We start from the raw sequence: 23997 nt of genomic DNA on the forward strand, positions 1-23997 counted from the left end.
GACTAATAAAATAGAGGGAAATCATCAATTAGAGAAAGCTTATGAAGTCATTAATTTGTGAAAAGCCCTACGAATTACAATATGTTGAGCTAGACATCCCCTCAGTGAAGCCAGATGAGGTATTAATAAAAATATCTTCAGTAGGGATATGTGGCACCGATATACATGCCTATACTGGTAATCAACCTTTCTTTAGTTATCCCAGAGTATTAGGTCACGAATTGTGTGGCGATATTTGCCAACTCGGAAGTGAGGTGGGGACTGAGTTTGAAGTTGGCGACAAGGTCGCATTGATCCCTTATGTAGCCTGTTATCAATGTGCCTCTTGTCGCAGCGGAAAAACCAACTGTTGTGAAAATATTTCGGTTATTGGCGTTCACCGAGATGGTGGTTTTAGCGAATATCTTGCGGCGCCTAAAACCAATATTTTGAAAGTGAACGGGGTGGATAATAATACTGCGGCATTGATCGAACCTTTTGCCATTAGTGCCCATGCGGTGCGTCGTGCGCAGCTCGAGCCTGGTGAAGCGGTGTTAGTCGTTGGCGCAGGACCGATTGGTTTAGGCGCTGCGGCGATAGCTGCTGCCGATGGTGCGCATGTGATTGTGGCAGATACCCAATTGGAAAGACGGCAACATGTCGCAAAAGAGCTTAACTTAGCAACGCTTGACCCCTTAGACGAAGGCTTTCAGGCGGCATTGACAGAAGCTTTTGACGGTTCACTGGCGCAAACCATTATTGATGCGACAGGTAATCGACATGCGATGAATGGCGCGGTGAATAACATCCGTCACGGTGGTAAGATTGTCTTTGTTGGCTTGTTTAAAGGAAATCTTGAGATAAGTGATCCTGATTTCCATAAAAAAGAAACCAGCTTATTTGCCAGTCGTAATGCTACTCAAGAAGATTTTGCCAAGGTACAGGGACTCATGAAGGCAGGTAAACTTACCGCTAACATGATGCTTACCCACCGTTTCAATTTTGATCAACTTGGCGAAAACTATCAGCAAAATGTGGTCGACAACAGAGACTTGATTAAAGGCGTGATTGAGTTCAATTAATTTGAACAATGAGATCCACCAGAGGCGAGATTACTATCTTAGAATGAGTTAAAAAAGGGCGTCAACGGAGTTCTTCAGTGACGCTCTTTTTAGCTTTTTGTTAAATAAATGTCTTTAGTTGATACCTTCCGCTGTTATTTGACTCGGCATAAGAAGCCTTTGAGGTAATGGCCTTCGGGGTAGGGGCCACCCACAGGATGGTCTTCAGCCTGTTCCAGACTCTTTAAAAACTGCAGCTCACGTTTGGCATCAATGGCTGCATCGGCAACAATCTTTTGAAAGAGACTGCTTGGCATGAGTCCTGAGCAGGAATAAGTGAGTAACAGGCCGCCTGGGCGAAGCATTTGCATGGCCAGCATATTAATATCTTTATAACCTCTACTGGCGCGGTTTAAACTCGCCTTGCTGTCGACAAATTTTGGTGGATCAAGCACGATCATATCAAATTGTTCATTGCAATCTCGGTATACCCGTAACTGCTTGAAAACGTCGGCGTTGAGTTGGGTGATTTTGCTCGGGTCTAGATTGTTTAACTGGACATTTTGGGCGGCTATTTCAAGGGCTGCGTCGGAGACATCGACGTTGATGACCTTTTTGGCGCCGCCAGCTAGGGCGTAGGTGCCAAAGCCACCTGTGTAACAGAAGCAATTTAGCATTTTCTTATCTTTGGCCAGTTGACCCACTAACTTGCGATTATTGCGTTGGTCGAGGTAGTAACCGGTTTTATGGCCAGTTTCGATATTAATCAGTAGGCGTAAACCATTCTCTTCAATCTCCATCGGCTGAGCGGGAAGCTCGCCATGGAGTAAACCTTGTACCGGTTCTAAACCTTCTTTTTTACGCACATCGACATCTGAGCGCTCGTATATTGCATCGTTGGGAAAGCATTGCTTGAGTGCTTCAATTAAGTTAGCTCGTTGAAATTCGGCACCAGCGCTTAATAGCTGAATCACTAATACATTGGCGTAGCGGTCGATAGTAATGCCGGGAAGGCCATCATTTTCGCCAGCCACTAAACGATAAGCATTGGTGGCGCTAAATTGGCTCAGAATGTCTCGAGCCGCTGCGGCATCTTGCAAGCGCTTAACAAAGAAAGCTTTATCGATGAGCTGAGTTTGCTGGAAACTCCATACTCGGGCGCGGATCTGGGATTCAGGAGAATAAGCGGCAGTGGCTAAATATTTTCCCTCAGCGCTGTAAATTTCCACGGTTTCACCGGATAAAGGCTTACCTGAAACTTTATGAATACCGTTGGAAAAAATCCAAGGGTGGCGACGTAACAAAGCCTTGTCACGTTTTGCTTTAAGAGTAATGATACCGCTCATGATGTATATCCTAGTCTGTAATGCCGCGCATTATAGTCGTCATCTTAGGCATCACCAAGTAGAGTCTGGCTTTATTCGTTAAGCAAGCGGCGAGATGGTCAATTGTCGGTACTGCCGCAAGCAATTCTGCAGCTTAAAGGTGACTCATCGCTTTGCCATTGATTTCTTTTTCCAAACCTCGGTTTAAGGCGGGTCGTTGGCTGACTCGCTTGCGGTAGGCCATTAATTTAGTCGGTAAGGTTTGTTGGAAGCTCATTGCCCAGTTGAGCGTATGACAAAGTAGAATATCAGCCACACTAAATTGCTCCCCTAATAGATAGTCTTGTTCGGGAAGCCATTGCTCGGCAATGGCGGCGGCTTTTGCAAACTCCCAAGTTGCCACTTCTACCATTTCTGGAATACGTTGCGCTTCTGGCAGGGCAAAGCGATGTTTACCAATGCTCCATAGGCCTTGCTCTAATTCACTGATAATGAAACTTAGCCAGCGATGGTGGAGAGCGGCGGCGGCAGTCGCTGGTTGTGGCAACAGCTGCGGACCATATTTTTCAGCAAGATAGAGGCATATTGCTGCCGATTCACTGATGACAAGCTGATCGTCTTTTAGGGCGGGTACTTTGCCACAGGGATTAATTGCGAGATACTCTTCGCCATGATGCTCGCCCGCTTGAAAATCAATGTAGTGGTAGTGCCATTCGAGGTTTAATTCTTCGAGCAGCCAAGACACACGTAGTGAGCGAGAGCGTGGGGTTCCATATAAGGTGATCATCAAGCTATCCTTTTTACAAGTAATCTGTTGGTCGCTATAGCATAGGGGGTAGTGACAGCAAGCGCTATGCTTAAACGGTTTTATTGTTGCTTAAAACAAATACTTAGTCAGCACGATGTGATGAACGATCGACTTGAATCCTTAAAAGGTAAATACGAATTATTTTCAATAACTTAGCTGTGTTTTTATCGCCAGCTTCGACTCGTTTTTATCGATTGAACTGGGTACAATAACGCCTTACTCTTGGTCATTATCGGATAGGTTATGCAACAGCAAGTGCTGAACACGGTTCGCAAAGCAACATGGATAGGCTCAATTGCTAACGTATTTTTAGCGGTATTGAAAATTGGTGTGGGTAAGTTAACTGGTAGCCAAGCCTTGGTGGCTGATGGTGTGCACAGTTTTTCTGATTTGGTCACTGATGCTGCTATTTTACTCGGCTCGCGGTATTGGGCGGCACCAGCCGACAAAGAACACCCCTATGGCCATGGTCGTTTCGAAACGCTCACCAATATTTTTATTGGTGGCTTGTTGGTGGTTGTGGGCTTAGGGATCGCTTGGGATTCAATTAACTCCTTTAATGCTGAGGCGAATCCCAATCCTGGGGTGTTAGCTTTGTGGGCTGCTATCTTGTCAATCGTGGTGAAAGAAGCGTTGTATCGTTGGACTGTGATTCAGGCAAAGAAAGTTAATAGCCGGGCTTTACATGCCAATGCTTGGCATCATCGTAGTGATGCCCTGAGCTCGATGCCTGTTGCAGTCGCTGTGGTGGCGAACTATTTCTTCCCCTATCTCTCCTATTTGGATCAAATAGCGGCTTTGTTGGTGACGGCTATGATTTTAAAAGCTGCTTGGGAAATTGTCTGGCCAGCGATTCAAGAGATCAGTGAAAAACAAGCCGATGAAGATTTAGAACAACGGATTCAACATCACGCCAGCTTAAATGTAGATATTCAAGAAGTGCATGAAATTCGCAACCGTCGAGTGGGAAGCGCTATTCTAGTGGATTTTCACTTGTTGGTTGATCCGCTGATGAGCGTCGAAAAGGCGCATGATATTAGTGAAGAGTTTAAAGAACACTTGATGAAAGAGTTAGATGAGGTGGTTGATGTTATTGTTCATATCGAGCCTTACAACTGTGCGGAGCGGATCATCAATCCTTGTTGTGATGAATGCGCGAGTGACAACTTGGTTTCATCTTAGGCTTCGCCGCTGAGCCATCATGTCGAGTCAGCGTGTATTTTTCAAGCTGACTCGATGTTCTTCGCCGATAAAAAAACGGACTATCTCGTCCGTTTTTTTATCGGGTATATCGTGCATTACCCTGCTTGGATCAGTTGGTTCATTTGATTGACTAACTGTTTAAAGGCTGGACGCTCTTGTTTGTCGATGGATGAAGCCAATGGAATTTTTGCGGTCATTGGATTGACTGCTCGACCGTTTATATGGAATTCATAGTGTAGGTGAGGACCCGTTGTGCGTCCGGTATTTCCGGACTCGGCAATCACTTGACCTCGGGTCACCCGTTGGCCTTTTTTCACCTTAAATTTGTTGAGGTGCAAATAGCGTGAACGATACTTACCGCCGTGTTGGATGACGATGTATTTTCCCGCATAGGGGTGATTTTCGACTCGCATCACCACGCCATCCCCAGCGGCCAGCACAGGGGTGCCAATGGCCACCGAAAAGTCGGTCCCATTATGAGGCGAAATTCTGCCGGTTACTGGATGTTTGCGGCGTGGATTAAATGGCGAACTAACGCGTTGATTATGTTTGAGTGGCACCCGCATAAAAGCCCGAGCAAGGCTTTCGCCTGCTTGGTCGTAATAGTTACCATTGTTAAATAAATAAGCACTATATTGTTTTCCACGATTAAAGATCCGTACCGCACTAATTTCACTTTGGCCAGTGAGAGCATCATCGATAAACTGGCGATTTCTTACCACTTGAAACACATCCCCGGCTCTAAAGTCTCTTTCAAAGCGGATCTTATCTTGAAACATCTGTGCAACTTGCTCGATTTCGCTAGGCGTTAGTCCTACTTTGCGAGCTGATAAATAAAAGCTACCTTGAATCGTGCCTGTAATTGCCTGTTTTTGCCATTGACCATCAATACTAATCGTTTGGTACTCAAAGTTAGTCGCATCGACTCGGGTAAATATAATTTGTTGTGCTGGGTTAAAGGCTAAACGCAAGGACTGTAGCTGTTGGGTGTCATGGTCGATGGTAAAGGTGAGTTTATGCCCTGGGCTTAAGGTATCCAATGCCAGTACCGAAACATCAGCTTCAAGCACTTGGTACATAGTCGTTTGATCTATTTTGAAACGGTTAAAGATCTTGCCTAAGGTATCACCTTCTTTAATGGTATAGCTGTAACTCTGAATGCCGCCAACTTCGGCTGATTTAGTCTGTTGCTGGGGTGCTTTACCTTCCGAGAGTGAGCTCGTTTGGGTATCGGTTGTTGTATCTGTTGGCTTAAATTGTTCGGCGCTGGGTTCTGAACGGGCATCTTGTTTTAGTAAACTAATCGCATCACGCGAGTTGTGAGATAAGGTAAATACAGGACCCTGATGCTCACTGCTAAACTCATTTTCTGGCAACTCAATGAGTTGGCGAGATTGGCTGGTGAGTGGTTGAGTATTTGGCCAAATGCTGGCGATGGTTATCACCGCGCCACAAGCAAGGATAAGCTGCCAGTGTTTACTGGGCAGTCTGCTTGGTCGACGAAAAATGGGGGCTTTGTTGTTAAACATGAAATCTATTACCTGTTACATGCTGTTTTGATACAGCTGTTGTTATTATTCGAGTCAAGTGAGTGGATGTGAGCAAAGCAATCATAAGGTTGCCTTTTGTTGGCAGTGAAGACATAAACCATGAAATTCGTAGCTTTGTGGATGCAAGTGAAAGCCTTGCTGGTCGGCAAAGTGCTGGAGTTCACTTCTTAGAGAGCTCGATAAACTCGGTTGAGCTACTTGCTGGCAATTACTACAAATTAATAATGGTTTGGGACTAAATGGTGCGAGTTGTTGGCTCACCAGATAGCGGCTGCTTGACTCGATATGCTGGATAAAGTGATGTTGAAGCAAAAACTCGAGTGCTCGATAAACCGTGGGCGGTTTAGCTTTGGGTTGTAGCTGTTGTAGCTCAGCCAAAATATCGTAGGCACTGAGTGGATTTTTACTGCGATGTAATATCGCCAATACGACAGAACGGTTGGGGGTGAAGTTAAGCTTAAGCTGTTTACAGTAGTCACTGACATGTTGTAAATAATTTGCTGTAGACATCACTGAACCATTCAAGGGAAAGTATCAGTTGTACCCAAGTCGGGGCTAACTGTAAAAATTGAACGTTACATTATAACAATGAGGCTTTTTTGGCAAGCCATCAGGCGCTTTCAAAAGCAGTCGCCTGATTTTTTATTCGATATGTTATTTATTTGGGTGCGGGTTGTTAGTCTATTGAGTGTTTTGGCTAAAATGAATTGAACTTAAGTTCATGAGCTTCTTTCCGGTAAGCTTGATGGGTTCAAGTTTACGGCTAAAAGCTAAATTGATAAATACCACAAATAAATCACCTATAAATGTTAGCTGAGTGTTTTTAAGGTATACAATTAGTATCTGGTAAGGGAATTTAAGGCGCTCGTCGATGCTCTTGAAAAAAACCAGCTTAAAATTTGGTATCATGCGACTGATGAGCCGGAAAATTTATCTATTTTTTACGTTTTGCTTTTTATTTTTCGGTATTTTGGTTGCGTTATTTACGTCCTTAGTTAATTACCGTATGCAAGTGGTCAATATTGATAATGCACTTGCGCTTGGCTTTAAAAATGAGAAAGCTTCTAAAACTCATGTGTTAGAAGAGTTCTTAGCAGGGTTTGATGCGAGTTTGTCATCGATTGCTTCCAATCCTATCACCCAAAGATATATGGTTGAGCAAAGTGTGGTAAATATGACTGCACTTGAAGAATTTCTCCTGGGGATTATCGCTTCCAAACCAATATTCATGCAGCTCCGCTTGCTTGATCATAATGGGGTGGAAGTCGTTCGCCTCAATCAAGATGACCTTGGCAAGATCTCTTTCACTCCTCATTCTCAATTACAAAACAAATCACAGCGATACTATTTTCAAGAAGTCAGCAAGCTTAGCCAGAATCAACACTGGCATTCTAGAGTGGACTTAAACATGGAAAATGAGCAAGTTGAATTACCCTATCGTCCAACGATACGAGCAGCGACACCGCTCTATCAAGAAGGGGAGTTTTTTGGAATGCTTATTATCAATGTTGATTTTTCTGAGGTATTACAAACGTTGACAAATTCTAGTGAGTTTACAATTTTTGTTGTAGACAAAGAGGGGGAAATTCTCTATCACCCAAATGCAGCGCTTGCTTGGAGTGCCTATATTCCAGGGCGAAAGTCATTTGATGAACTTTATTCAACATTTAATAACGGCATATATGAAATGAATATTGAAGCCATTATTAATAATAATGAAGGCTTAAAACTCGTTATGCTTCCTCAACAATCCTTACTCGATGCGATGCATAGTAACAATCGATATACGGCTTTAGTCATCGCAGGGATTGTGTTGCTTATTTCTTTTCCGCTGTCTTGGCTGGTGGCTCTATTTCCTGCTCGTTTACAAAAACGCTTGTCTCAAACATTGGAAGCCTTGTTGCGTTCTGATCAGCTGTTGGATAAGCATGTGATTACCAGCCACACCGATGTGGAAGGCATCATTACAAAGGTGAGTGAACGGATGTGTTGTATCTCTGAGTACAGTAAGGAGGAATTGCTTGGGAAGACTCACAGTATGTTGAAGCATCCCGCGGTGAGTTCTCAAGTACATACAGAGTTATGGGGAACGATAACCAAAGGTGAGGAGTGGCATGGCGAGCTTCGTGATTGTAAAAAAACTGGTGAAGAATATTGGCTGAATAGTAAGATTATGCCTGAGTACGATGAGGACCAGAAATTAATTGGTTATGCCCAAGTCGCCCAAGATATTACGTCTGAAAAAGTACTGGAGCGTTTATCGGTCACTGACCCACTGACTCAGCTTTTTAATCGACACAAATTGAATCAAGTGTTAGTTAAGGAGCTGGAGCGTTTTTATCGATACGACGAAGTATTTTCGGTGGTAATCATTGACCTCGACCATTTTAAGTCGATCAATGATACCTGGGGACATCAGGCAGGAGATGAAACTTTGGTGAAAGTGTCACAAAGGCTGAAAATGGTGACTAGAAAGGTTGATTATGTTGGTCGATGGGGGGGAGAAGAATTTTTAGTCATTAGCCCTTCGACCAAGCTTGATGGTGCTAAAATATTGGCTGAGAAGTTAAGAGTTGCTATTGAGGAACTTGATTTTTCTCATCAATACAAAGTGACTGCAAGCATGGGGGTTGCGGCATCACAAGAAAGCCAATCTGCAGAACAATTGGTGGCGAGCGCAGATAAGGCGCTTTATCAAGCAAAATCCTCTGGGCGAAATCGAGTGATAGTTGCTTCTATAGAAAATAGTTAGCGCTAAACCTGTCACCCGATAACTATTGTTGTCGCGAGGCTTGATGGCTCAATTTAGTTCTTAGACTGTATCTGTAAAGTATTGGCGAATACACTTCTGTTGTGGCTTCTGTGCACTCTTGTTTTGAATCAGGAACTTGTGCATAGTGGTGCATTTGACTTCCCAATATGTTTGATAAGTTCACCGCGATGAATATTTTAAAGTATGAAAAAATTAAAGCTGAATTTAAGCCTTGGACAGAAACTTACTTATTGATTGCCGAGTCACTGATTAGTTTGATACGCACTGAGCAGTTAGACGTAATACATATTGGTTCTACATCAGCGAAGGTCGGTGGAAAAGGAATCATCGATCTTTCCGTTCTTTATCCGGTTGGCAAATTAAGCATTGCTGTTGAACACCTGAAATTACTCGGTTTTCAAGACCAGGTCAGTGCTAAGCCATTTCCAGTTGAGCGTCCTCGGAAGGATGGGGCCGTAGTCTATAAAGGCCACAAATACTTTGTTCATGTACATGTAATTGAAGATGGCTCAGAGGAGCATCACAAGCAGCTAAAATACAAACAATATATGCTTGCTAATCCATTAGCGCGATATGAGTATGAACAGTCAAAACAGGCGATTATTGCTACCGGAATCTCTGAACAAGAGGCTTATGGTAAATTGAAATCACCGTTTGTGAAGTCGGTTTTACAGCATTTATAAGTTTTTACCAATCGATGGACTGGCCCACGATTCAAATTCCCTGATTTAGCAACTGTTCACCACCCAAGAGCCATCTGCTTAGGAGAAAGGATTATGCAAGAGTTTATCGCGACGTTTATTTTCTTTTTTGCTGTAATCGACCCGATCGGGACCGTACCGGTTTTTATTTCGGTGACCAGCCCTTATGCAGAACAAGATAAACGAAAAATCGCTATAAGGGCCATTTTTATCTCTGCACTGATTTTGCTGTTTTTTGTGGTTGCGGGGGAAATCATTCTCACGGCGATTGAAATTCCTCTACCTGCGTTTCAAGTTGCTGGTGGGATTGTGCTTTTCTTATTCGCGCTTTCAATGATATTTGGAGAGAGTAAACCAGAAGAAGAACTTAAACTGGTTAATAAAATTACTGAAACTGCAGTTTTTCCTCTCGCGGTCCCTTCAATCGCAAGCCCTGGAGCAATGCTCGCTGCTGTATTGTTAACCGAAAACAGCCGCTATAATTTCTTTGAACAAGTTCAAACAGCGACCAGTATGTTGTGTGTATTACTGGTCGCTTTGTTATTGATGCTTGCGGCAAGCCCGATCCATCGTTTGATTGGAAATAGTGGCGCGAGCATTGTTAGTCGTGTAATGGGCCTCATATTAGCATCTGTTGCGGTCACCAATATTTTGTCTGGAATTAAGCTCTATTTCTCATTATAAATAACTCGAGGGTTAAGTGAGTCGGGGCCGTTAGCAAGCGACTATTGCGAGAGTAAAGCACTACGTGTAAATCTTTGGCAGTATGATTTGGTCATTAGATATCAGCTTCCTTGGTAGAACTGACGCAAACCTGTTTCATCTCGCTGGGGAAAATTGCTGATTTTTTGCTAGCTTTGTTCGCTTTGTAGGCACTCAGCACCAATTTGAGAAAAAGCGGTTGACTTGTTTATGCTAAAAACGTTTAATAGCCGCCGTTGCCCGGATAGCTCAGTCGGTAGAGCAGAGGATTGAAAATCCTCGTGTCGGTGGTTCGATTCCGCCTCCGGGCACCACCTTTTAAAAAGCCTGCTTTTAGCAGGCTTTTTTCGTTTGAGAGCCTCGCTTTAAAGTAGTCTTAGCTCTGCGAGTAATGGATTAAATTGTGGAATACCGCTGGCTGTGGATTCAAATTGCGATAGCCGTGTTCTTTATCACCAGCAAAGCGCAGCGCTTGTCCCTCTGGTAGGGTTATCCATTGTCCCTCGACTAACACATCCATTTCCCCACGAATTACGATCAAATGCTCGCTGACGCCTGCTTCATGTGGCTCAGAAACTCGTTGATAACCAGGCAATAGTGTGAGTTCAAACATTTCAAAACCAAACCGTTGTTCAAAAGGAAATAAGGTCGCGACCAGCATATCGTCGGTTGCAGGTTGTTGGCGGAGTTGTTCTGCAATTCTTACGATAGTGCCCTGAGCTTCGTTTAAGTTGGGTTCTAAGAAGCTGGAGAGTGAGGTAGAAAATCCACTGGCGATTTTCCAGAGAGTCGCAACCGTAGGGCTAGACTCGCCCCGCTCAATCTGACCCAGCATCGCTTTACTGACGCCGGTTTTTTGAGCTGCCTGAGTTAAACTCCAATTTTTCTGTTGACGCTTGTGCTTGAGTACTTCCGCTAAATACTGATTGACGGCTTGCAAATTAGTCCCTTCATTAACGCAAATTTATTATTGTATGTTATAGCGCACAAATGTTAGGCTTGTCTATATTGTGCGTTATAACGCACAAAACTCATGTTTAGGGAGTGATATGAGATGAATGAAGTATTTAAGGTATCACGGATTTCTGCGGGATTTATCGCGGTGTTAGTTGGATATACCAGTTCGGCGGTGATTATTTTTCAAGCTGCTGCTGCGGTGGGGGCGAGTGAGCAGCAAATTAGTTCTTGGTTATGGGCTCTTGGCTTGGGGATGGGCTTAAGTAGCATTGGTTTATCTTTCTATTATAAGCAACCGATCCTTACTGCTTGGTCTACTCCGGGAGCCGCCTTACTGGTGACTAGTTTGTCTGGTTTGTCGATGCAACAAGCCGTTGGTGCATTCTTGTTTAGCTCTTTGTTGATTAGCCTATGTGGTATCAGTGGCTTGATTGATAAACTCATCCGTTGGATCCCTCAGTCTTTAGCTGCGGCCATGTTAGCCGGTGTCTTACTACCTTTTTGTTTACGATTATTCAGCGCTTTGCAAAGCCAAAACTTGTTGGTCGCAAGTATGCTTGTTTGTTATCTCATCGGTCGTCACTTGGTGGCTCGTTATGTGATGTTATTGACCTTAACAGCGGGTTGCCTGAGCGCTTATAGCCTAGGCTTACTTGAACTGGGTTCGGTGAGTTTTCAATTGGCAAGTCCACAATGGGTGACGCCCGAATTTTCAATGCAGGCACTTGTTGGTGTGGGGCTTCCTTTATTTATTGTCACTATGGCGTCGCAAAATATGCCGGGGATCGCAGCGCTGCATGGCAATGGTTATCGGCCTCCAGTTTCACCGTTGATTAGCTGGACGGGTTTCACTGGGTTATTGTTGGCACCTTTTGGCGGATTTGCCTTTAATCTAGCGGCGATTACGGCAGCTATTTGTATGGGAAAGGAAGCTGATGTTGATCCGAGTAAACGTTATTGGGCTTCTATATGGGCGGGTTGTTTTTATATTTTGATTGGTCTGATGGGCGCGACTGTGGTGAGTCTATTTTCGGCCTTTCCTCAAGCTTTAGTCGCTGCGATTGCTGGGCTCGCCTTATTAAGTACGGTGGCAAATAGTTTGCTTGCCGCGCTAGTGGATGTGCGTGGTCGAGAGGCCGCGATGATGACTTTTTTAGTCACTACTTCGGGGATTAATTTGTTGGGGATTGGCAGTGCGTTTTGGGGTTTAAGCCTTGGTTTATTGGTTCATTATTTAACCGAGTACTGGTCTAAAAGACAGCAAAGACCTAAACACAGCCACTAAATAAGGTGAAGGCATATAAGGGCTTTGCATAGATCCACTGCAGGGAGTGATATCTTGTCTAATGAATGAGTCCTTCATTTTGCGAGTAAATTTATCTAAAGTAGTTGTTTTAAGCTGATCGCTAAGGAATGTGATGCTAGGTCGCATTGGTGCAAAGCTCTTGGGCTTATTGTTGGTTCTAACAATGATGCTGGAGCTGATGGTTCTCGGTTTACGCTGGATTGATCCGCCGATATGGGCATGGCGGATCCATCGTAGTATTTATCCCCCCGTGAGTTACCCACAGAAAGTTGCTCATCAGTGGTCACCGATCAATCGTATCTCTCCTTATATGAGCTTAGCGGTGGTCGCAGCGGAAGATCAGCGTTTCCCGTTGCATTGGGGTTTAGACTTTGCCGCGATCTGGCAAGCTTATCAAGATAATCATCGGGGGCAGAGTCTACGTGGGGCGAGCACAATTACCCAGCAAACGGCTAAGAATTTATATTTATGGCCGACTCAGAGTTATTGGCGCAAGGCTATAGAAGCGGGACTGAGTCTATTACTGGAGGCCAATTTAAGTAAGACCAGGATCCTGGAGATTTATTTGAATATTGCTGAATTCGGCCCAGGGATCTATGGTGTCGAAGCCGCGAGTCAACAGTACTTTAAACGCTCTGCAGCCGATTTAACCGTGGAACAGTCGGCTAGCTTAGCGGCGCTTTTACCCAGCCCTTATCGTTATCACCTATGGCCAAGAACCGCTTATATAAACCAGCGAGTGAAGTGGATTAGTCAACAAATGCGGCAACTTGGCAGCCATTATCTACAGTTATCTTCAAATTGATGTCATTCCAGACTTTGGGTGCGAGGCCTTTGCGTTTTACCTCCAGTGCATGAAACGTTTTGGCCGTTTCACGGTGAACAAATATTGAACTATACGAATGCAATTACAAACAGCAATCATTCTTATTAATCGGCTGTAAGTTAATGAAATGTAAAAAATAATGTGCGAATTCTTGGTTCAAGGTATATACTCAATGGCTAATGAATATCTAAGTATGGAAGGCCTTTATGAAGTCAGATCCTAAGATAATTGCCTTGTTAAACAAGGTGCTAGTTTCGGAGCTAACCTCGATTAATCAGTATTTTTTGCATGCTCGAATGTACCGGAACTGGGGCTTCGAGTTGCTCAATCAGCGCAATTATAAGAAGTCTATTAAAGACATGAAGCAGGCGGATAAGTTGATGGAACGAATTTTGTTTCTCGAAGGCTTACCGCATGCACATATGTTGGGTAGCTTACGCATTGGCGAAGCCGTTGAAGAAATGCTGCAATGCGATATAGATTTTCAGCTGGAGCAGTTGCCGATCCTTAAAGATGCGATTAGCCAATGTGAGCTGGCGAAAGACTACGTAAGCCGTGATTTATTGGAAGAGATTTTGAATTTCGAAGAAGATCATATTGATTGGATCGAAACGCAACAATATCAAATTGAAAAGATGGGCCTCGAGAATTATTTGGCGGCGCAAATTAGCGAAGGAGACGACTAATGAAGGGTGATAGTGACGTAATTGATGCTCTAAATCGTTTATTAATGAATGAGCTGACTGCGATGGACCAATATTTTATTCATTCTAGGATGTATGAAGATTGGGGAATTAATAAACTGTTCGAACGCATTGACCACGAATATGATGATGAAAAAGGACATGCTTCTTTATTGATTCAACGTATTTTGTTTCTAGAGGGGACGCCTGATTTAAGTCAACGCGAACCATTACGAGTAGGGAAAGATGTCCCAAGCATGCTAGAAAACGACCTTAAAGTGGAATATGAAGTCGATGCGATGCTCAAAGAAACCATGGCCTTATGTGAGCTTAAAAAAGACTATGTGACGCGTAATATGCTACAAGCCCTGATCGATGATACCGAAATGGATCATGCTTATTGGTTGGAACAACAATTGGGTCTTATTAAGAAAATTGGCCTTGAAAATTATATTCAGAGTCAACTTTAAAAGCCCGCATCAGAACAAAAACGAAAGCCTAGCTTTCGTTTTTAACTTAAACTCAGAATCTCGAAAGCACGAAAATTTATCCTTCATTCGTTTTATTGATGGCTGATTTGCCAGTTGATTTCCGGCCAGCCTTTACTTTTGGCTACGGCCTGAAGCTTAGGACAAGGATTGACTACATAAGGCTTATCTACGTACTCTAATAAGGCTTGATCGTTGATTGAGTCGGAGTAGAAGTGTAGCGTTCGATATTTTTCGGTTCGGGTTTGTAGCCACTGTTCTAAACGTGTTATTTTCCCTTCTCGGAAGCTGGCGACTCCTTTTATGCTTGGAGTATAACACTGGTTGACTTGTTCAAGATCGACACCGAGATGATATTTGATGTGTAGTTGTTGTGCTATTTCTTTCACGATAAAGCTTAATGTGGCAGAGATGAGTAATATCGTTTGTTGGTGATGGCTTAAGTCACTAATCAGTCGTTTGGCTTCGGGGTAAATAATTTGTGGAATGTACTGTTTCACGAATATTTTGACTAATGTTTCGACATCTTGGTGATGGAGTCTCTGGATAGGCTTTAGACTAAAGGCAATATACTGTTCAAGTTTTAATTCCCCTTTGGCATATAGCTGCATCATCGCGATATCTTTGCTTAAGAAGTCCTTGTCTGTGACGATTTCTGCATTGACTAAAAATTGATGCCATAACATGCCACTATCGCCTGCAATCAAAGTTTCATCTAGATCGAATATATGCAGTTCCATTCCACTCTCATGATGTAAGGGTTGAGAGCTAATCATAGAGCCTGTGCTTCGCTTGTTCCAAGTCTTTCTACTATTGGGTGAAGAAAAGGCCAGCAAGCTGGCCTAAATGTTTTAAGCGGTATCTTTTCTTAAGTTGTGAGGTAAGCCGTCGGGCAGAGGGGCCCAAGTTTGTTGTTTCGCTTCGGCGTGCAGCACTTTGCGTAGTTTTTCGTTGGCTGCTGCTGCGTAGATTTTTTCGGTTTTAATTTCGTCTTCTTTAAGCTTTAAGCGTTCTTCCATTTTTAATTGTTGCTCTTTGTAACGTTTGCTCATACTGAGGAAAATAAAGGTGATGGTAATGATTAAGGTGGCAACGATGGCTGCAAATAACCACCAAGTGCTTTCATTGGCCTGATTTGGTATTGGGCTATCTGAATTTTGAATTAATTCTACAATATGAGAGCTGAGCTTCGCGTTTTGTTGTTGCAATTCATCTCGTTCGCTTTGTAACTGAGGGAGTTGTTGCTGTAAATTTTGCAGCAGTTGAGCATCACTATTATTTTGATTGAGATCGTTTTGTAATCCTAGTAATTGCTTATTTAACTCGCTTAATTGTTGTTCCAATTGTTGATTACGTTTAATTAGTTGCTGCTCTGCTGGGTTGTTTTCGCGAGTTTTCGTTTGTCGAAGTAAGCTTTGATTTGAAGCGGTTAATGTTCTGTTTTCATTGCTTATTTTGTCATTGAGTTGCAGTAGTTTTTGATAATCTAGAAGTTTTTGATTGAGATTATTTTGCAAACGCTGATTGATATTTTGGCTGCTATTGAGAGCCGATTGTAATTTGCTAATGGTTTTGTTTTTCTTATTAATATTGTCTTTTAATATCGTTAAAGAATGCTGAATATCGGGTTTTTCTGAGGCATTTTCAGTGGTCGCTGTTGTGACGATGTTTTTGGCGACTGTGGTTTTGTTGGTCTTCACTTCCGCAGAATTAACCATCGCTTGGGGGACGGGAAGCATCAGCTGAGGGCTTGCGGCCACCGATTTTACTTTTCTATTGGGGCTAACAGTCGCGACATTATCATATTGCTCCGGTAGGGAACGATAAACTTTAGGATCGTTTTCGACCAACCATATATTGAATCCCTGTTTGTTTTTAATCCACTTCCATTCTGTAATCCCCATATGATGGGATTTACCATTGGTGACCGTATAGGAGAACTGTTTGGCATCGCTTTTAACTGGGATCGTAAATACGACACCAAAATTGTCGAATTTATCCGGCATGAGTGGCTGGTTTGGCGAGGTTCCTTGGCGTAGTCGAAAATCGGTTTTGGCTGGTACAATTTTGCCATTAACCATTTCTTTACCAGCCCAGATATGCAGGCCCCATCCGTCGTAATTATTGCTGATACTCTTATAATGTATGGTTACATTGGCTGCGCTGGCTGCGGCACTTATACTCCACAATAGTGCAATGAGTAGGGATCCTTTCTTCACAATTACTCCATGAACTTGTTTTAAGTCGTACCGTTTCATAATAACTAAAAAATTAATATGGAAGTATCCGATAGATCACCAATATGATCTTAATATTTATAGAAAAATAGATTTAGCTCAACAAATGATTCACAACTATTGATTAATCAGTCATATTTTACTCTTCGCTGGGATTGGCGTTAACATGGTATTTTGAGGTGACGGGTTTGAGGATATAAATATGAGATATCGGCGTTTGGGTAGTTCCCATTTAGAGGTGAGTGAAATTTGTTTAGGAACGATGACTTGGGGCGAACAAAATACTCAGGCCGAAGCCTTTGCTCAGTTGGACTATGCGCTTGGTAAGGGCGTTAATTTTATCGATACCGCCGAGATGTATCCAGTACCTCCTCGAGAAAATAGCCAGGGAGATACCGAAACCATCATCGGAAACTATCTGAAATTGCGTGATAATCGTGATGAGGTGGTGTTAGCCTCGAAAGTGGCTGCGCCCTCTAAGTCTGATCGCGGGGGGTATATTCGCCCGGATATGTCCTTGAACTGGAATAGTATCCATCAGGCGGTTGAGGATTCGTTAAGTCGTTTGCAAACTGATTATTTGGATCTGTACCAAGTACATTGGCCGGATAGAGCAAGTAACTTCTTTGGTCAGCTTAATTACCAACATCAAGAAGGAATGCCACAAACGCCGATTATTGAAACGCTTGAGGCATTGGCCGATTTAGTCAAATCAGGAAAAGTTCGTTATATCGGCATCTCTAATGAAACGCCTTGGGGGATGATGCGTTATTTGCAATTGGCCGAGAAACACAACTTACCAAAGATTATATCAATCCAAAATCCTTACAATTTATTAAATCGAAGCTATGAAGTGGGCTTGGCCGAGATCTCTCATCGGGAAAATGTCCCTTTATTGGCGTACTCGCCTTTGGCCTTTGGGGCCTTGTCAGGCAAGTATCTAAACAATCAATGGCCGGAAGGCGCTCGTTTAACCTTATATAAACGTTTTGCTCGTTATGGTTCCGAAGTTGCGCATAAGGCGATTCAAGCTTATGTTGATTTGGCGCAAGAGTTTGGACTTAGCCCTGTGCAGCTTGCGCTAGCCTTTGTGAATCAGCGGAGTTTTGTTGGCTCGAATATTATTGGGGCTACCTCACTGGAGCAACTTAAAGAGAACTTAATGAGTGTTGAACTGGTGATCTCCGAAGAACTTGAGGCGCGCTTGCAGTATTTAGGGGATGAATATCGGCTCCCTTGTCCTTAGGTGCTCAGATCAATGACTGCTGATCATCAGACTCAATCTCTAACAAAATTGTTAAGTGATATTCGTGCATGCCGTTTGTGCCAAGCTCAATTGGTACCTCGGCCAGTGATCCAAGCGAGTGTAGATGCGCGGTTGCTGATCATTGGTCAAGCACCGGGGAGCAAAGTCCATCAAACTGGGGTTCCTTGGGATGATGCGAGTGGCAAGCGATTGCGGCAGTGGCTGGGTATTAGTGAGCAAATATTTTATGATCCGCATTGCGTTGCAATTGTACCTTGTGCGTTTTGTTATCCCGGTAAAGGAACACAAGGCGACTTGCCACCGCCAGTGGTTTGTTATGAACAATGGCATACCGCCATCATGGCGAGCTTAACTAAAGTTGAAATGACCTTGTTGGTGGGGCGCTATGCCCAGGCTCGCTATTTAGTCAGACCAACCCAATCAAATTTAACCGAGAATGTGGCGAACTATTCTGAGCATAGCATGAAGGGTTATTGGCCTTTACCTCATCCTTCTCCGCGTAATCGGCATTGGTTGCGCAACAACCCATGGTTTGAACAGCGTTTGCTCCCAGAGCTTCAACAAGCGGTTCGCAGGATATTTAGCGATGATGGAATATCATCCTCAAACAACCTCACTTGACTGAATAATACTGGGTGAATAGTTGTTCAATGAGTTTGGCTAACTTGAAATCACGATCACTGACCCCTTTACATTCGTGGGTTGTGAGGCGAATATTGACTCGGTTGTAGGTATTGCTCCAGTTGGGATGATGCTGTTGTTGTTCTGCGTAATTGGCCACTCGGCTCATAAACTCAAATGCTTCAATAAAATTTTTAAATTGATAGTCTTTGCTAATAAAACCTTCTTTATATTGCCAATTGGGCAGGTTTTTTAATCCCACTATGATTGCTGGTTTACTTAAGGGTTTGACGGTATTCATTTTGCTTCTCACAAACAGCAGAACCTAATTTAGCTTAGCTCAGCTGAGCCGAGGCGGTAAGTCAGCTTGACCAATCGTGGCAATAAACAGCTCGATAGTTGTAGGCTTCCCGTATATACCCAATGTTCGCTCCCTAAAAAGGGCCATCCGCAGTGAGTGAGCCATCGGTTTTGACAGGCAGCTGCATCATGCTAGTTTTGTGGTGTCTTGCCTGTTGTATCGAAAGTAAGCGTTGAGCGCCAATAATTATCGGTTGAGATGGTATTGGGTGATTTCTCGTGGAGTGTCTATTTGGATGCTTGCTCCAATCTCTTTCAATTAAGCAAATTGAGCACAAAATTACTGACATAATGATGGTTAGCAGCTTGGGCTTGGTGAACCATACTTCAATCCAGCTTTGGTAAACCAAGCCAAGTCGCAGAAAGCTGAAGCGTATTGGTAAATAATTAAGATGGTAGAGTATTGGGTATTCACGAGCAAATTCAGGTGCAGTTGTCATTGCCAAATGGCCATGCCACATTGACTCATAAAGTTTGCCACATTCGTGAGCTGGCAAAGCGCAGTCCGCTGCTACAATTCGTTTACTACAATGATGTGCCATAAGTATCCCTCACATGACTAAGAGATGCTTACCCAGCGGTGTGGCTGAGCAGATAAGGTTACGCTGGGCTTTGAGTTAAACCGGGTCGCGGTGATGGAATGTCGAGTCGTTACTTATTGCACTAAAGATGTTTTTACTTAATAAAATCATATTATTAGTATTTGTTGTTTAGTATTGTAAACAGCTCATAGCGAGTTGATTTAAACGAGTGTTTGAAAAAGATTGGTGAAACGCTGTATTATGGTGCATACGACATTTGGCTGATTGTTATGTTGTTTCTTTTTATGGGATGATACTTATTCGAATATGTAAATTTGCTATGAGATAGAAGCAAGGTTGAACAAGGTCACAATAACTAAACGCTAAGCATGAGCTAACGCGAAATAAATTATAACTATAAATTTAAGGGAGCATTTGATGGATACGCAAATCAACAAGGAATCGAACTACCTTCCGCTCGAACATTTCAAAGTATCGAATTTACTTTACCAATTTATCAATCAGCAAGTATTGCCCGGGACGGGAGTCGAACAAGCAGATTTTTGGCCTAAACTCGAACAATATTTACAGCAGTTCATTCCTCGTAATCGGCAGTTACTGAGCAAGCGTGAGCATTTACAATCCCAGATTGATCTGTGGCATCAGCAACATCCCGCGCCCATTGATGCCGAGTCTTATCAGCACTTCCTTAAAGATATCGGTTATTTGGTTGAAGTTCCTCAAGCGGTGAGCTTGGATACCAACAAAGTGGACCCCGAGCTGGCGGTATTAGCTGGCCCGCAGTTAGTGGTTCCGGTGATGAATGCACGTTACGCCTTGAATGCGGCGAATGCTCGCTGGGGCAGTTTATACGACGCTTTATATGGGACCGATGTGATTTCACAAGAGGGAACATTAGCGCCGACTCAGCAATATAATCCAGAACGGGGGGCGGCGGTTATTGCCTATGGTCGCGCCTTGCTCGATAAGTTTTGCCCCTTAACGCACGGTAGTCATGCCAACGCTTGTAAATACAGCGTGTTAGCGGGTGGATTGTTGGTAAGATTAAGTGATGGTTCAAATACCACCTTAGCTGAAGCCGCTCAATTGGCTGGCTATCAAGGCGAGGCCGAAGCCCCTAGTGCGATCTTGCTTAAACACCACGGTTTGCATCTTGAAATTCAGTTTGATGGCGAGCATTTGATTGGTTCTAGCGATAATGCGTCAATCAAAGATATTGTATTAGAAGCGGCTTTAACCACTATTATGGACTGTGAAGACTCGATTGCTGCGGTTGACGCAGAAGATAAAGTTGCGGTGTACCGTAATTGGTTAGGTTTAATGCAAGGTAGCTTGAGTGAGCAACTGGTTAAAAACGGGGAAACGATTACTCGCTCATTGAATGCAAATCGTCATTACCTTAATCCGCAGGGACATGGTTTTAGCCTGAGTGGTCGCTCCCTGATGTTTGTGCGTAATGTTGGGCACTTAATGAATAGTGACCTGATACTCGATAGCGAAGGCAATCAAGTGCCTGAAGGTTTGCTAGATGCGGTATTTACCAGCTTAATTGCCAAGCACGACTTACTCGGCAATAGCCCTTATCGAAATTCCAGAGAAGGGTCGATTTATATCGTCAAACCGAAGATGCATGGCCCTGAAGAAGTTGCCTTTAGCAATCAGTTATTTGCCGCTGTAGAAGAATTACTCGGCCTCGCAGAGAATACTATTAAACTTGGTATTATGGATGAAGAACGCCGTACCAGTGTGAATTTAAAGGCTTGTATTGCTGAAGCGAAGCAACGTGTTGTGTTTATTAATACAGGCTTCTTGGACCGAACTGGTGATGAGATCCACACCAGTATGTGCGCAGGTGTGATGGTGCCAAAAGGGGAGATTAAAGAAAGCCAGTGGATCAAGGATTACGAGCTGAGCAATGTTGAAACTGGTTTAAGTTGTGGCTTAAAAGGTAAGGCGCAAATCGGTAAGGGAATGTGGGCGATGCCAGAAATGATGGCCGATATGATGCAGGCAAAAGTCGCTCACCCTAAAAGTGGTGCGAGTACCGCATGGGTTCCTTCTCCAACCGCCGCAACTTTACATGCGATCCATTATCATCAAGTGGAAGTGTTTGGGATCCAACAGCAATTGCTCGAGCAATTGAGTGAGCATTGTGAGCCGCGTTTGGCTGGGTTATTAACGCCGCCTTTGGCGGTGAATAGCGATTGGACTGAACAGCAGCTAGTGGATGAACTGGATAATAATATTCAGGGTATTTTAGGTTATGTGGTGCGCTGGGTTGAGCAAGGTGTAGGTTGTTCTAAGGTCCCCGACATTAATGGCGTGGGTTTAATGGAAGACCGGGCTACCTTGCGTATATCCAGCCAGCATGTGGCGAACTGGTTGAAACATGGCGTTGTAAGTGAAAATTTGGTGATGCAACGCTTTGAAGCTATTGCTGCTTTAGTCGATCAGCAAAATAGTGATGATCCTGCGTATCTTCCCATGATCGGTCGCTTGACCAGCAGTTGTGCCTATTTGGCTGCGCTTGATCTAGTCTTTAAAGGCTGCGAGCAACCCAGTGGCTATACTGAGCCCTTATTACATGCTTGGCGAGTTAAGTTTAAAGCGAGCTAATGTCATGTGAAAACGCCCTCATTGAGGGCGTTTTTTGGTTTTGCTGCTTGCATTGTTTTTCTAGGTACAATCAGAGAGTAAAAGTTTAAACCGATGACAATACGATAGTTATTTTCTGGATTTATCTGATTTCCCGCGCTCTCATCACTGGCATTTATCATTCATCCTATGCCTGTATATCAACCATAATTCAGCACCAAGTGTTTAATTTTAATGCCGATAATTAGGTAATATAAAGCTGATATTTATTCGACTTGAGCGGTACGCATCCAATCTCGATAGTGACTGGCTTTGGGATCACTTTCTGCGGGAGACCAAGGGGCGAAATCTTCATCGGGAGTTGGTTGATAGGCTCCTTCTTTGATTTCCAGTCCAATAGTCCCTGTTTGCATGCAAGCATAGCCGTGCCAGGTGAGTGGTGGAATTTCAATAGCGCGATTGGTTGCAGGAGATAAGCTATGGCGTTCGGTCAATTTGCCTTGCTCATTAAAGATGAGTAAATCGAGTTGGCCTTGTAAAACCAAGAATAGTTCCCACTTATGGGCTTCACTATGCCGATGAGGACGCATATAGGTATTGGGTTCAGTTGCGATAAATAAGCGTTGTACCATGGCATCATGAGACGGGTGCAAGTTATGATGACTGCGTTGGCGTGGTGCTGCTTTAGCTTGTTCGCTAAAGTTGGCAAAATCTTGCCCATTAACTATTTTTAACATCTAAAATTTACCCTTATGCCGTCGTACGCAAGGCTTGTGAAAAAGTAATAGTTTACTGACTAATGGTTACACATTCTATGAGTGAGTCCAACTGAGCAGATGCTTGCTATGTGTTTTGGTTAATATCAATGATAAATGAAGGAGTAAGTGATGAGTCCGTATCTCGGTCAATGTTTGTGTGGTGGTATCCGTTATCAAGTGGATCAAATTGAGCCCCAAATGGGGCATTGCCATTGTGGTATGTGTCGTAAGTTTCACGGCGCAGCTTACGCCACTTATGGTGAAGCAAAACAAGAACATTTTCATTGGCTCAGCGGCCAAGATCTGTTGCGTCAATTTAAAGCGGATAATGGGACCACCCGGCAGTTTTGTGGGCGTTGCGGCTCGAGCCTTACGTTTGCTCCGGCTAACGATAACGGCAAATTAGTCGAGTTTAGTCTCGGTACGCTTGATAGTGATATTGATGAAGCGCCAGATGCACATATTTATACGGCTTATAAAGCGAACTGGAGTCAGATTAGTGATGACTTGCCACAATACCCAGAGGGAAGAGAAGATAACTGATCGTTTCTGGGGCTGATTAAAAGCAGAGCTAGATAAACTCAGTGATTCAACCAGTGTGATGGCTCCAGTCTCAGCAATAAAGTACGGCTATCAAAAAACCGTTTGCATCGAACTCTGCTTATCTCTAAGGTTGGGGGGTATCGCAAAGAGAAGTAAAGAATGTCTGGATTTAAAGAGCTTAACAAACGTAGTGCAAATTCCTATCAGCAGCAGCGTCAGCTGATCAAACAAGTGTTAGCTGGCAAGGCAAAAACTTGTGAGCAATGTCGGCAGCCTTTATATCTAGTTTTACCGAGCCAATCGCAGACCCAAGCCTCTGGTATTTATTGTGCTAAGGACTGCACTCATATTGAACTGGAGATCTGTTGAGTTTCTACCGTTAGTCGCGAGAACCTTGGCGGCGGTCTTGCTTCAAGTATATTAAGCCTTCTTCAATCGCTAACTTGGTTTTCTCTATTAACTGAGCCCGTTCCTCATCGCTTATCGCGCTAAGCACATCCACATTATGGCGGATATAGCGAGGGGGAAGACGGTTTAATACCAAGCAACATAAATCCTGCAAACGCTCTGGATCACAACGATTCTCGACATCTAAAGCGATCAATTGTTCGCCTAAGAGAAACTCAGTGAAATTATGAACTTCCTCTGATATACGCATAAAAATTCCCTTAAATTAAGTCCTTATGTTCAGGTTAGATAATAATAGCCAGGG

The 23997-nt window shown here is 43.5% G+C and carries 24 protein-coding genes and 1 tRNA gene; 15 read left to right on the plus strand and 10 right to left on the minus strand.

What is annotated here, in order from left to right; translation table 11 throughout:
* The first annotated feature begins 41 nt into the window (after positions 1-41).
* On the plus strand, positions 42-1061 hold the full coding sequence (locus ACRRSX_RS05860) for a zinc-binding alcohol dehydrogenase family protein (protein ID WP_432454131.1): 1020 nt from the start codon (positions 42-44) through the stop codon (positions 1059-1061).
* Positions 1062-1195: 134 nt separating this feature from the next.
* Here ACRRSX_RS05860 and ACRRSX_RS05865 read toward each other — a convergent pair whose 3' ends face one another.
* Complete coding sequence (locus ACRRSX_RS05865; protein ID WP_432454130.1) at positions 1196-2386, minus strand: class I SAM-dependent methyltransferase; 1191 nt, start codon at positions 2384-2386, stop codon at positions 1196-1198.
* Positions 2387-2519: 133 nt separating this feature from the next.
* Entirely contained in the window at positions 2520-3152 is a 633-nt protein-coding gene (locus ACRRSX_RS05870) for a glutathione S-transferase family protein (protein ID WP_432454129.1), read from the minus strand.
* A gap of 264 nt (positions 3153-3416) precedes the next feature.
* On the opposite strand from ACRRSX_RS05870, the gene ACRRSX_RS05875 reads away from it, so the two are divergent.
* Positions 3417-4355 (plus strand): cation diffusion facilitator family transporter, encoded by a 939-nt coding sequence (locus tag ACRRSX_RS05875; RefSeq protein ID WP_432454128.1) that lies wholly within the window; start codon positions 3417-3419, stop codon positions 4353-4355.
* 116 nt (positions 4356-4471) lie between these two features.
* Here the strand turns inward: ACRRSX_RS05875 and ACRRSX_RS05880 are convergent, their stop codons facing one another.
* Both ACRRSX_RS05880 and ACRRSX_RS05885 read right to left on the minus strand, forming a co-directional pair.
* Positions 4472-5905: a peptidoglycan DD-metalloendopeptidase family protein gene (locus ACRRSX_RS05880; RefSeq protein ID WP_432454127.1), complete on the minus strand. Its 1434-nt coding sequence runs from the start codon at positions 5903-5905 to the stop codon at positions 4472-4474.
* A gap of 81 nt (positions 5906-5986) precedes the next feature.
* Positions 5987-6436, minus strand: coding sequence for a Fur family transcriptional regulator (locus tag ACRRSX_RS05885; protein ID WP_432454126.1), 450 nt, complete (start codon positions 6434-6436; stop codon positions 5987-5989).
* A 361-nt stretch (positions 6437-6797) separates the two neighbouring features.
* On the opposite strand from ACRRSX_RS05885, the gene ACRRSX_RS05890 reads away from it, so the two are divergent.
* The 4 genes from ACRRSX_RS05890 to ACRRSX_RS05905 all read left to right on the plus strand — a co-directional run bounded on the left by ACRRSX_RS05890 (position 6798) and on the right by ACRRSX_RS05905 (position 10416).
* Entirely contained in the window at positions 6798-8678 is a 1881-nt protein-coding gene (locus ACRRSX_RS05890) for a sensor domain-containing diguanylate cyclase (RefSeq protein WP_432454125.1), read from the plus strand.
* A gap of 188 nt (positions 8679-8866) precedes the next feature.
* Positions 8867-9382 (plus strand): GrpB family protein, encoded by a 516-nt coding sequence (locus ACRRSX_RS05895; RefSeq protein WP_432454124.1) that lies wholly within the window; start codon positions 8867-8869, stop codon positions 9380-9382.
* 93 nt (positions 9383-9475) lie between these two features.
* Positions 9476-10084, plus strand: a complete 609-nt coding sequence (locus ACRRSX_RS05900) for a MarC family protein (protein ID WP_432454123.1) — start codon at positions 9476-9478, stop codon at positions 10082-10084.
* Positions 10085-10340: 256 nt separating this feature from the next.
* Positions 10341-10416: transfer RNA gene (locus tag ACRRSX_RS05905), tRNA-Phe, on the plus strand.
* Positions 10417-10478: 62 nt separating this feature from the next.
* Here the strand turns inward: ACRRSX_RS05905 and ACRRSX_RS05910 are convergent.
* Positions 10479-11042, minus strand: a complete 564-nt coding sequence (locus tag ACRRSX_RS05910; RefSeq protein ID WP_432454122.1) for a helix-turn-helix domain-containing protein — start codon at positions 11040-11042, stop codon at positions 10479-10481.
* Between the two features lie 114 nt (positions 11043-11156).
* Here ACRRSX_RS05910 and ACRRSX_RS05915 point away from each other — a divergent pair, with 114 nt between their 5' ends.
* The 4 genes from ACRRSX_RS05915 to bfr (ACRRSX_RS05930) all read left to right on the plus strand — a co-directional run bounded on the left by ACRRSX_RS05915 (position 11157) and on the right by bfr (ACRRSX_RS05930) (position 14344).
* Positions 11157-12344 carry a benzoate/H(+) symporter BenE family transporter gene (locus ACRRSX_RS05915; protein WP_432454121.1) on the plus strand — a complete coding sequence of 396 codons (1188 nt, stop codon included), beginning with the start codon at positions 11157-11159 and terminating at the stop codon, positions 12342-12344.
* 133 nt (positions 12345-12477) lie between these two features.
* Positions 12478-13170, plus strand: coding sequence for a monofunctional biosynthetic peptidoglycan transglycosylase (gene mtgA, locus ACRRSX_RS05920; protein ID WP_432454120.1), 693 nt, complete (start codon positions 12478-12480; stop codon positions 13168-13170).
* A 227-nt stretch (positions 13171-13397) separates the two neighbouring features.
* Positions 13398-13877 (plus strand): bacterioferritin, encoded by a 480-nt coding sequence (gene bfr / locus ACRRSX_RS05925; protein ID WP_432454119.1) that lies wholly within the window; start codon positions 13398-13400, stop codon positions 13875-13877.
* Complete coding sequence (gene bfr, locus ACRRSX_RS05930; protein WP_432454118.1) at positions 13877-14344, plus strand: bacterioferritin; 468 nt, start codon at positions 13877-13879, stop codon at positions 14342-14344. The genes bfr (ACRRSX_RS05925) and bfr (ACRRSX_RS05930) overlap by 1 nt, the downstream gene beginning before the upstream one ends.
* A gap of 92 nt (positions 14345-14436) precedes the next feature.
* Here bfr (ACRRSX_RS05930) and ACRRSX_RS05935 read toward each other — a convergent pair whose 3' ends face one another.
* The gene (locus ACRRSX_RS05935; RefSeq protein WP_432454117.1) at positions 14437-15102 is read right to left on the minus strand and encodes an HAD family hydrolase; all 666 of its coding nucleotides are present in this window, start codon (positions 15100-15102) and stop codon (positions 14437-14439) included.
* A gap of 111 nt (positions 15103-15213) precedes the next feature.
* Entirely contained in the window at positions 15214-16581 is a 1368-nt protein-coding gene (locus ACRRSX_RS05940; protein ID WP_432454116.1) for a pullulanase-associated domain-containing protein, read from the minus strand.
* 220 nt (positions 16582-16801) lie between these two features.
* On the opposite strand from ACRRSX_RS05940, the gene ACRRSX_RS05945 reads away from it, so the two are divergent.
* Complete coding sequence (locus tag ACRRSX_RS05945; protein ID WP_432454115.1) at positions 16802-17845, plus strand: NADP(H)-dependent aldo-keto reductase; 1044 nt, start codon at positions 16802-16804, stop codon at positions 17843-17845.
* A 12-nt stretch (positions 17846-17857) separates the two neighbouring features.
* Positions 17858-18487: a uracil-DNA glycosylase family protein gene (locus ACRRSX_RS05950; protein ID WP_432454114.1), complete on the plus strand. Its 630-nt coding sequence runs from the start codon at positions 17858-17860 to the stop codon at positions 18485-18487.
* Here ACRRSX_RS05950 and ACRRSX_RS05955 read toward each other — a convergent pair.
* Positions 18480-18788: a 4a-hydroxytetrahydrobiopterin dehydratase gene (locus tag ACRRSX_RS05955; RefSeq protein ID WP_432454113.1), complete on the minus strand. Its 309-nt coding sequence runs from the start codon at positions 18786-18788 to the stop codon at positions 18480-18482. The genes ACRRSX_RS05950 and ACRRSX_RS05955 overlap by 8 nt on opposite strands.
* 1018 nt (positions 18789-19806) lie before the next feature.
* Here ACRRSX_RS05955 and ACRRSX_RS05960 point away from each other — a divergent pair.
* Positions 19807-22005 carry a malate synthase G gene (locus ACRRSX_RS05960; protein ID WP_432454112.1) on the plus strand — a complete coding sequence of 733 codons (2199 nt, stop codon included), beginning with the start codon at positions 19807-19809 and terminating at the stop codon, positions 22003-22005.
* A 245-nt stretch (positions 22006-22250) separates the two neighbouring features.
* Here ACRRSX_RS05960 and ACRRSX_RS05965 read toward each other — a convergent pair whose 3' ends face one another.
* Positions 22251-22721 carry a WbuC family cupin fold metalloprotein gene (locus ACRRSX_RS05965; RefSeq protein ID WP_432454111.1) on the minus strand — a complete coding sequence of 157 codons (471 nt, stop codon included), beginning with the start codon at positions 22719-22721 and terminating at the stop codon, positions 22251-22253.
* A 150-nt stretch (positions 22722-22871) separates the two neighbouring features.
* Here ACRRSX_RS05965 and ACRRSX_RS05970 point away from each other — a divergent pair, with 150 nt between their 5' ends.
* The gene (locus ACRRSX_RS05970) at positions 22872-23285 is read left to right on the plus strand and encodes a GFA family protein (protein WP_432454110.1); all 414 of its coding nucleotides are present in this window, start codon (positions 22872-22874) and stop codon (positions 23283-23285) included.
* 159 nt (positions 23286-23444) lie between these two features.
* Positions 23445-23654 carry a hypothetical protein gene (locus tag ACRRSX_RS05975; protein WP_432454109.1) on the plus strand — a complete coding sequence of 70 codons (210 nt, stop codon included), beginning with the start codon at positions 23445-23447 and terminating at the stop codon, positions 23652-23654.
* A 10-nt stretch (positions 23655-23664) separates the two neighbouring features.
* Here the strand turns inward: ACRRSX_RS05975 and ACRRSX_RS05980 are convergent, their stop codons facing one another.
* A complete protein-coding gene (locus ACRRSX_RS05980) occupies positions 23665-23943 on the minus strand; it encodes a late competence development ComFB family protein (RefSeq protein WP_432454108.1) in 279 nt (92 codons plus the stop codon).
* Positions 23944-23997 lie beyond the last annotated feature (54 nt).

The sequence above is a fragment of the Agarivorans sp. QJM3NY_30 genome (genome assembly GCF_050870855.2).
Classification (GTDB): domain Bacteria; phylum Pseudomonadota; class Gammaproteobacteria; order Enterobacterales; family Celerinatantimonadaceae; genus Agarivorans.

Bases quoted from the DNA above. Each gene is read 5' to 3' on its own strand.
- ACRRSX_RS05935 (WP_432454117.1), bottom strand. From the start codon at position 15,102: ATGGAACTGCATATATTCGATCTAGATGAAACTTTGATTGCAGGCGAT.
- ACRRSX_RS05915 (WP_432454121.1), top strand. From the start codon at position 11,157: ATGAATGAAGTATTTAAGGTATCACGGATTTCTGCGGGATTTATCGCG.
- bfr (WP_432454119.1), top strand. From the start codon at position 13,398: ATGAAGTCAGATCCTAAGATAATTGCCTTGTTAAACAAGGTGCTAGTT.
- ACRRSX_RS05955 (WP_432454113.1), bottom strand. From the start codon at position 18,788: ATGAATACCGTCAAACCCTTAAGTAAACCAGCAATCATAGTGGGATTA.
- ACRRSX_RS05890 (WP_432454125.1), top strand. From the start codon at position 6,798: ATGCTCTTGAAAAAAACCAGCTTAAAATTTGGTATCATGCGACTGATG.
- ACRRSX_RS05870 (WP_432454129.1), bottom strand. From the start codon at position 3,152: ATGATCACCTTATATGGAACCCCACGCTCTCGCTCACTACGTGTGTCT.
- ACRRSX_RS05860 (WP_432454131.1), top strand. From the start codon at position 42: ATGAAGTCATTAATTTGTGAAAAGCCCTACGAATTACAATATGTTGAG.
- bfr (WP_432454118.1), top strand. From the start codon at position 13,877: ATGAAGGGTGATAGTGACGTAATTGATGCTCTAAATCGTTTATTAATG.
- ACRRSX_RS05965 (WP_432454111.1), bottom strand. From the start codon at position 22,721: ATGTTAAAAATAGTTAATGGGCAAGATTTTGCCAACTTTAGCGAACAA.
- ACRRSX_RS05980 (WP_432454108.1), bottom strand. From the start codon at position 23,943: ATGCGTATATCAGAGGAAGTTCATAATTTCACTGAGTTTCTCTTAGGC.
- ACRRSX_RS05880 (WP_432454127.1), bottom strand. From the start codon at position 5,905: ATGTTTAACAACAAAGCCCCCATTTTTCGTCGACCAAGCAGACTGCCC.
- ACRRSX_RS05885 (WP_432454126.1), bottom strand. From the start codon at position 6,436: ATGTCTACAGCAAATTATTTACAACATGTCAGTGACTACTGTAAACAG.
- ACRRSX_RS05960 (WP_432454112.1), top strand. From the start codon at position 19,807: ATGGATACGCAAATCAACAAGGAATCGAACTACCTTCCGCTCGAACAT.
- ACRRSX_RS05950 (WP_432454114.1), top strand. From the start codon at position 17,858: ATGACTGCTGATCATCAGACTCAATCTCTAACAAAATTGTTAAGTGAT.
- ACRRSX_RS05865 (WP_432454130.1), bottom strand. From the start codon at position 2,386: ATGAGCGGTATCATTACTCTTAAAGCAAAACGTGACAAGGCTTTGTTA.
- ACRRSX_RS05975 (WP_432454109.1), top strand. From the start codon at position 23,445: ATGTCTGGATTTAAAGAGCTTAACAAACGTAGTGCAAATTCCTATCAG.
- ACRRSX_RS05945 (WP_432454115.1), top strand. From the start codon at position 16,802: ATGAGATATCGGCGTTTGGGTAGTTCCCATTTAGAGGTGAGTGAAATT.
- ACRRSX_RS05900 (WP_432454123.1), top strand. From the start codon at position 9,476: ATGCAAGAGTTTATCGCGACGTTTATTTTCTTTTTTGCTGTAATCGAC.
- mtgA (WP_432454120.1), top strand. From the start codon at position 12,478: ATGCTAGGTCGCATTGGTGCAAAGCTCTTGGGCTTATTGTTGGTTCTA.
- ACRRSX_RS05895 (WP_432454124.1), top strand. From the start codon at position 8,867: ATGAATATTTTAAAGTATGAAAAAATTAAAGCTGAATTTAAGCCTTGG.
- ACRRSX_RS05875 (WP_432454128.1), top strand. From the start codon at position 3,417: ATGCAACAGCAAGTGCTGAACACGGTTCGCAAAGCAACATGGATAGGC.
- ACRRSX_RS05970 (WP_432454110.1), top strand. From the start codon at position 22,872: ATGAGTCCGTATCTCGGTCAATGTTTGTGTGGTGGTATCCGTTATCAA.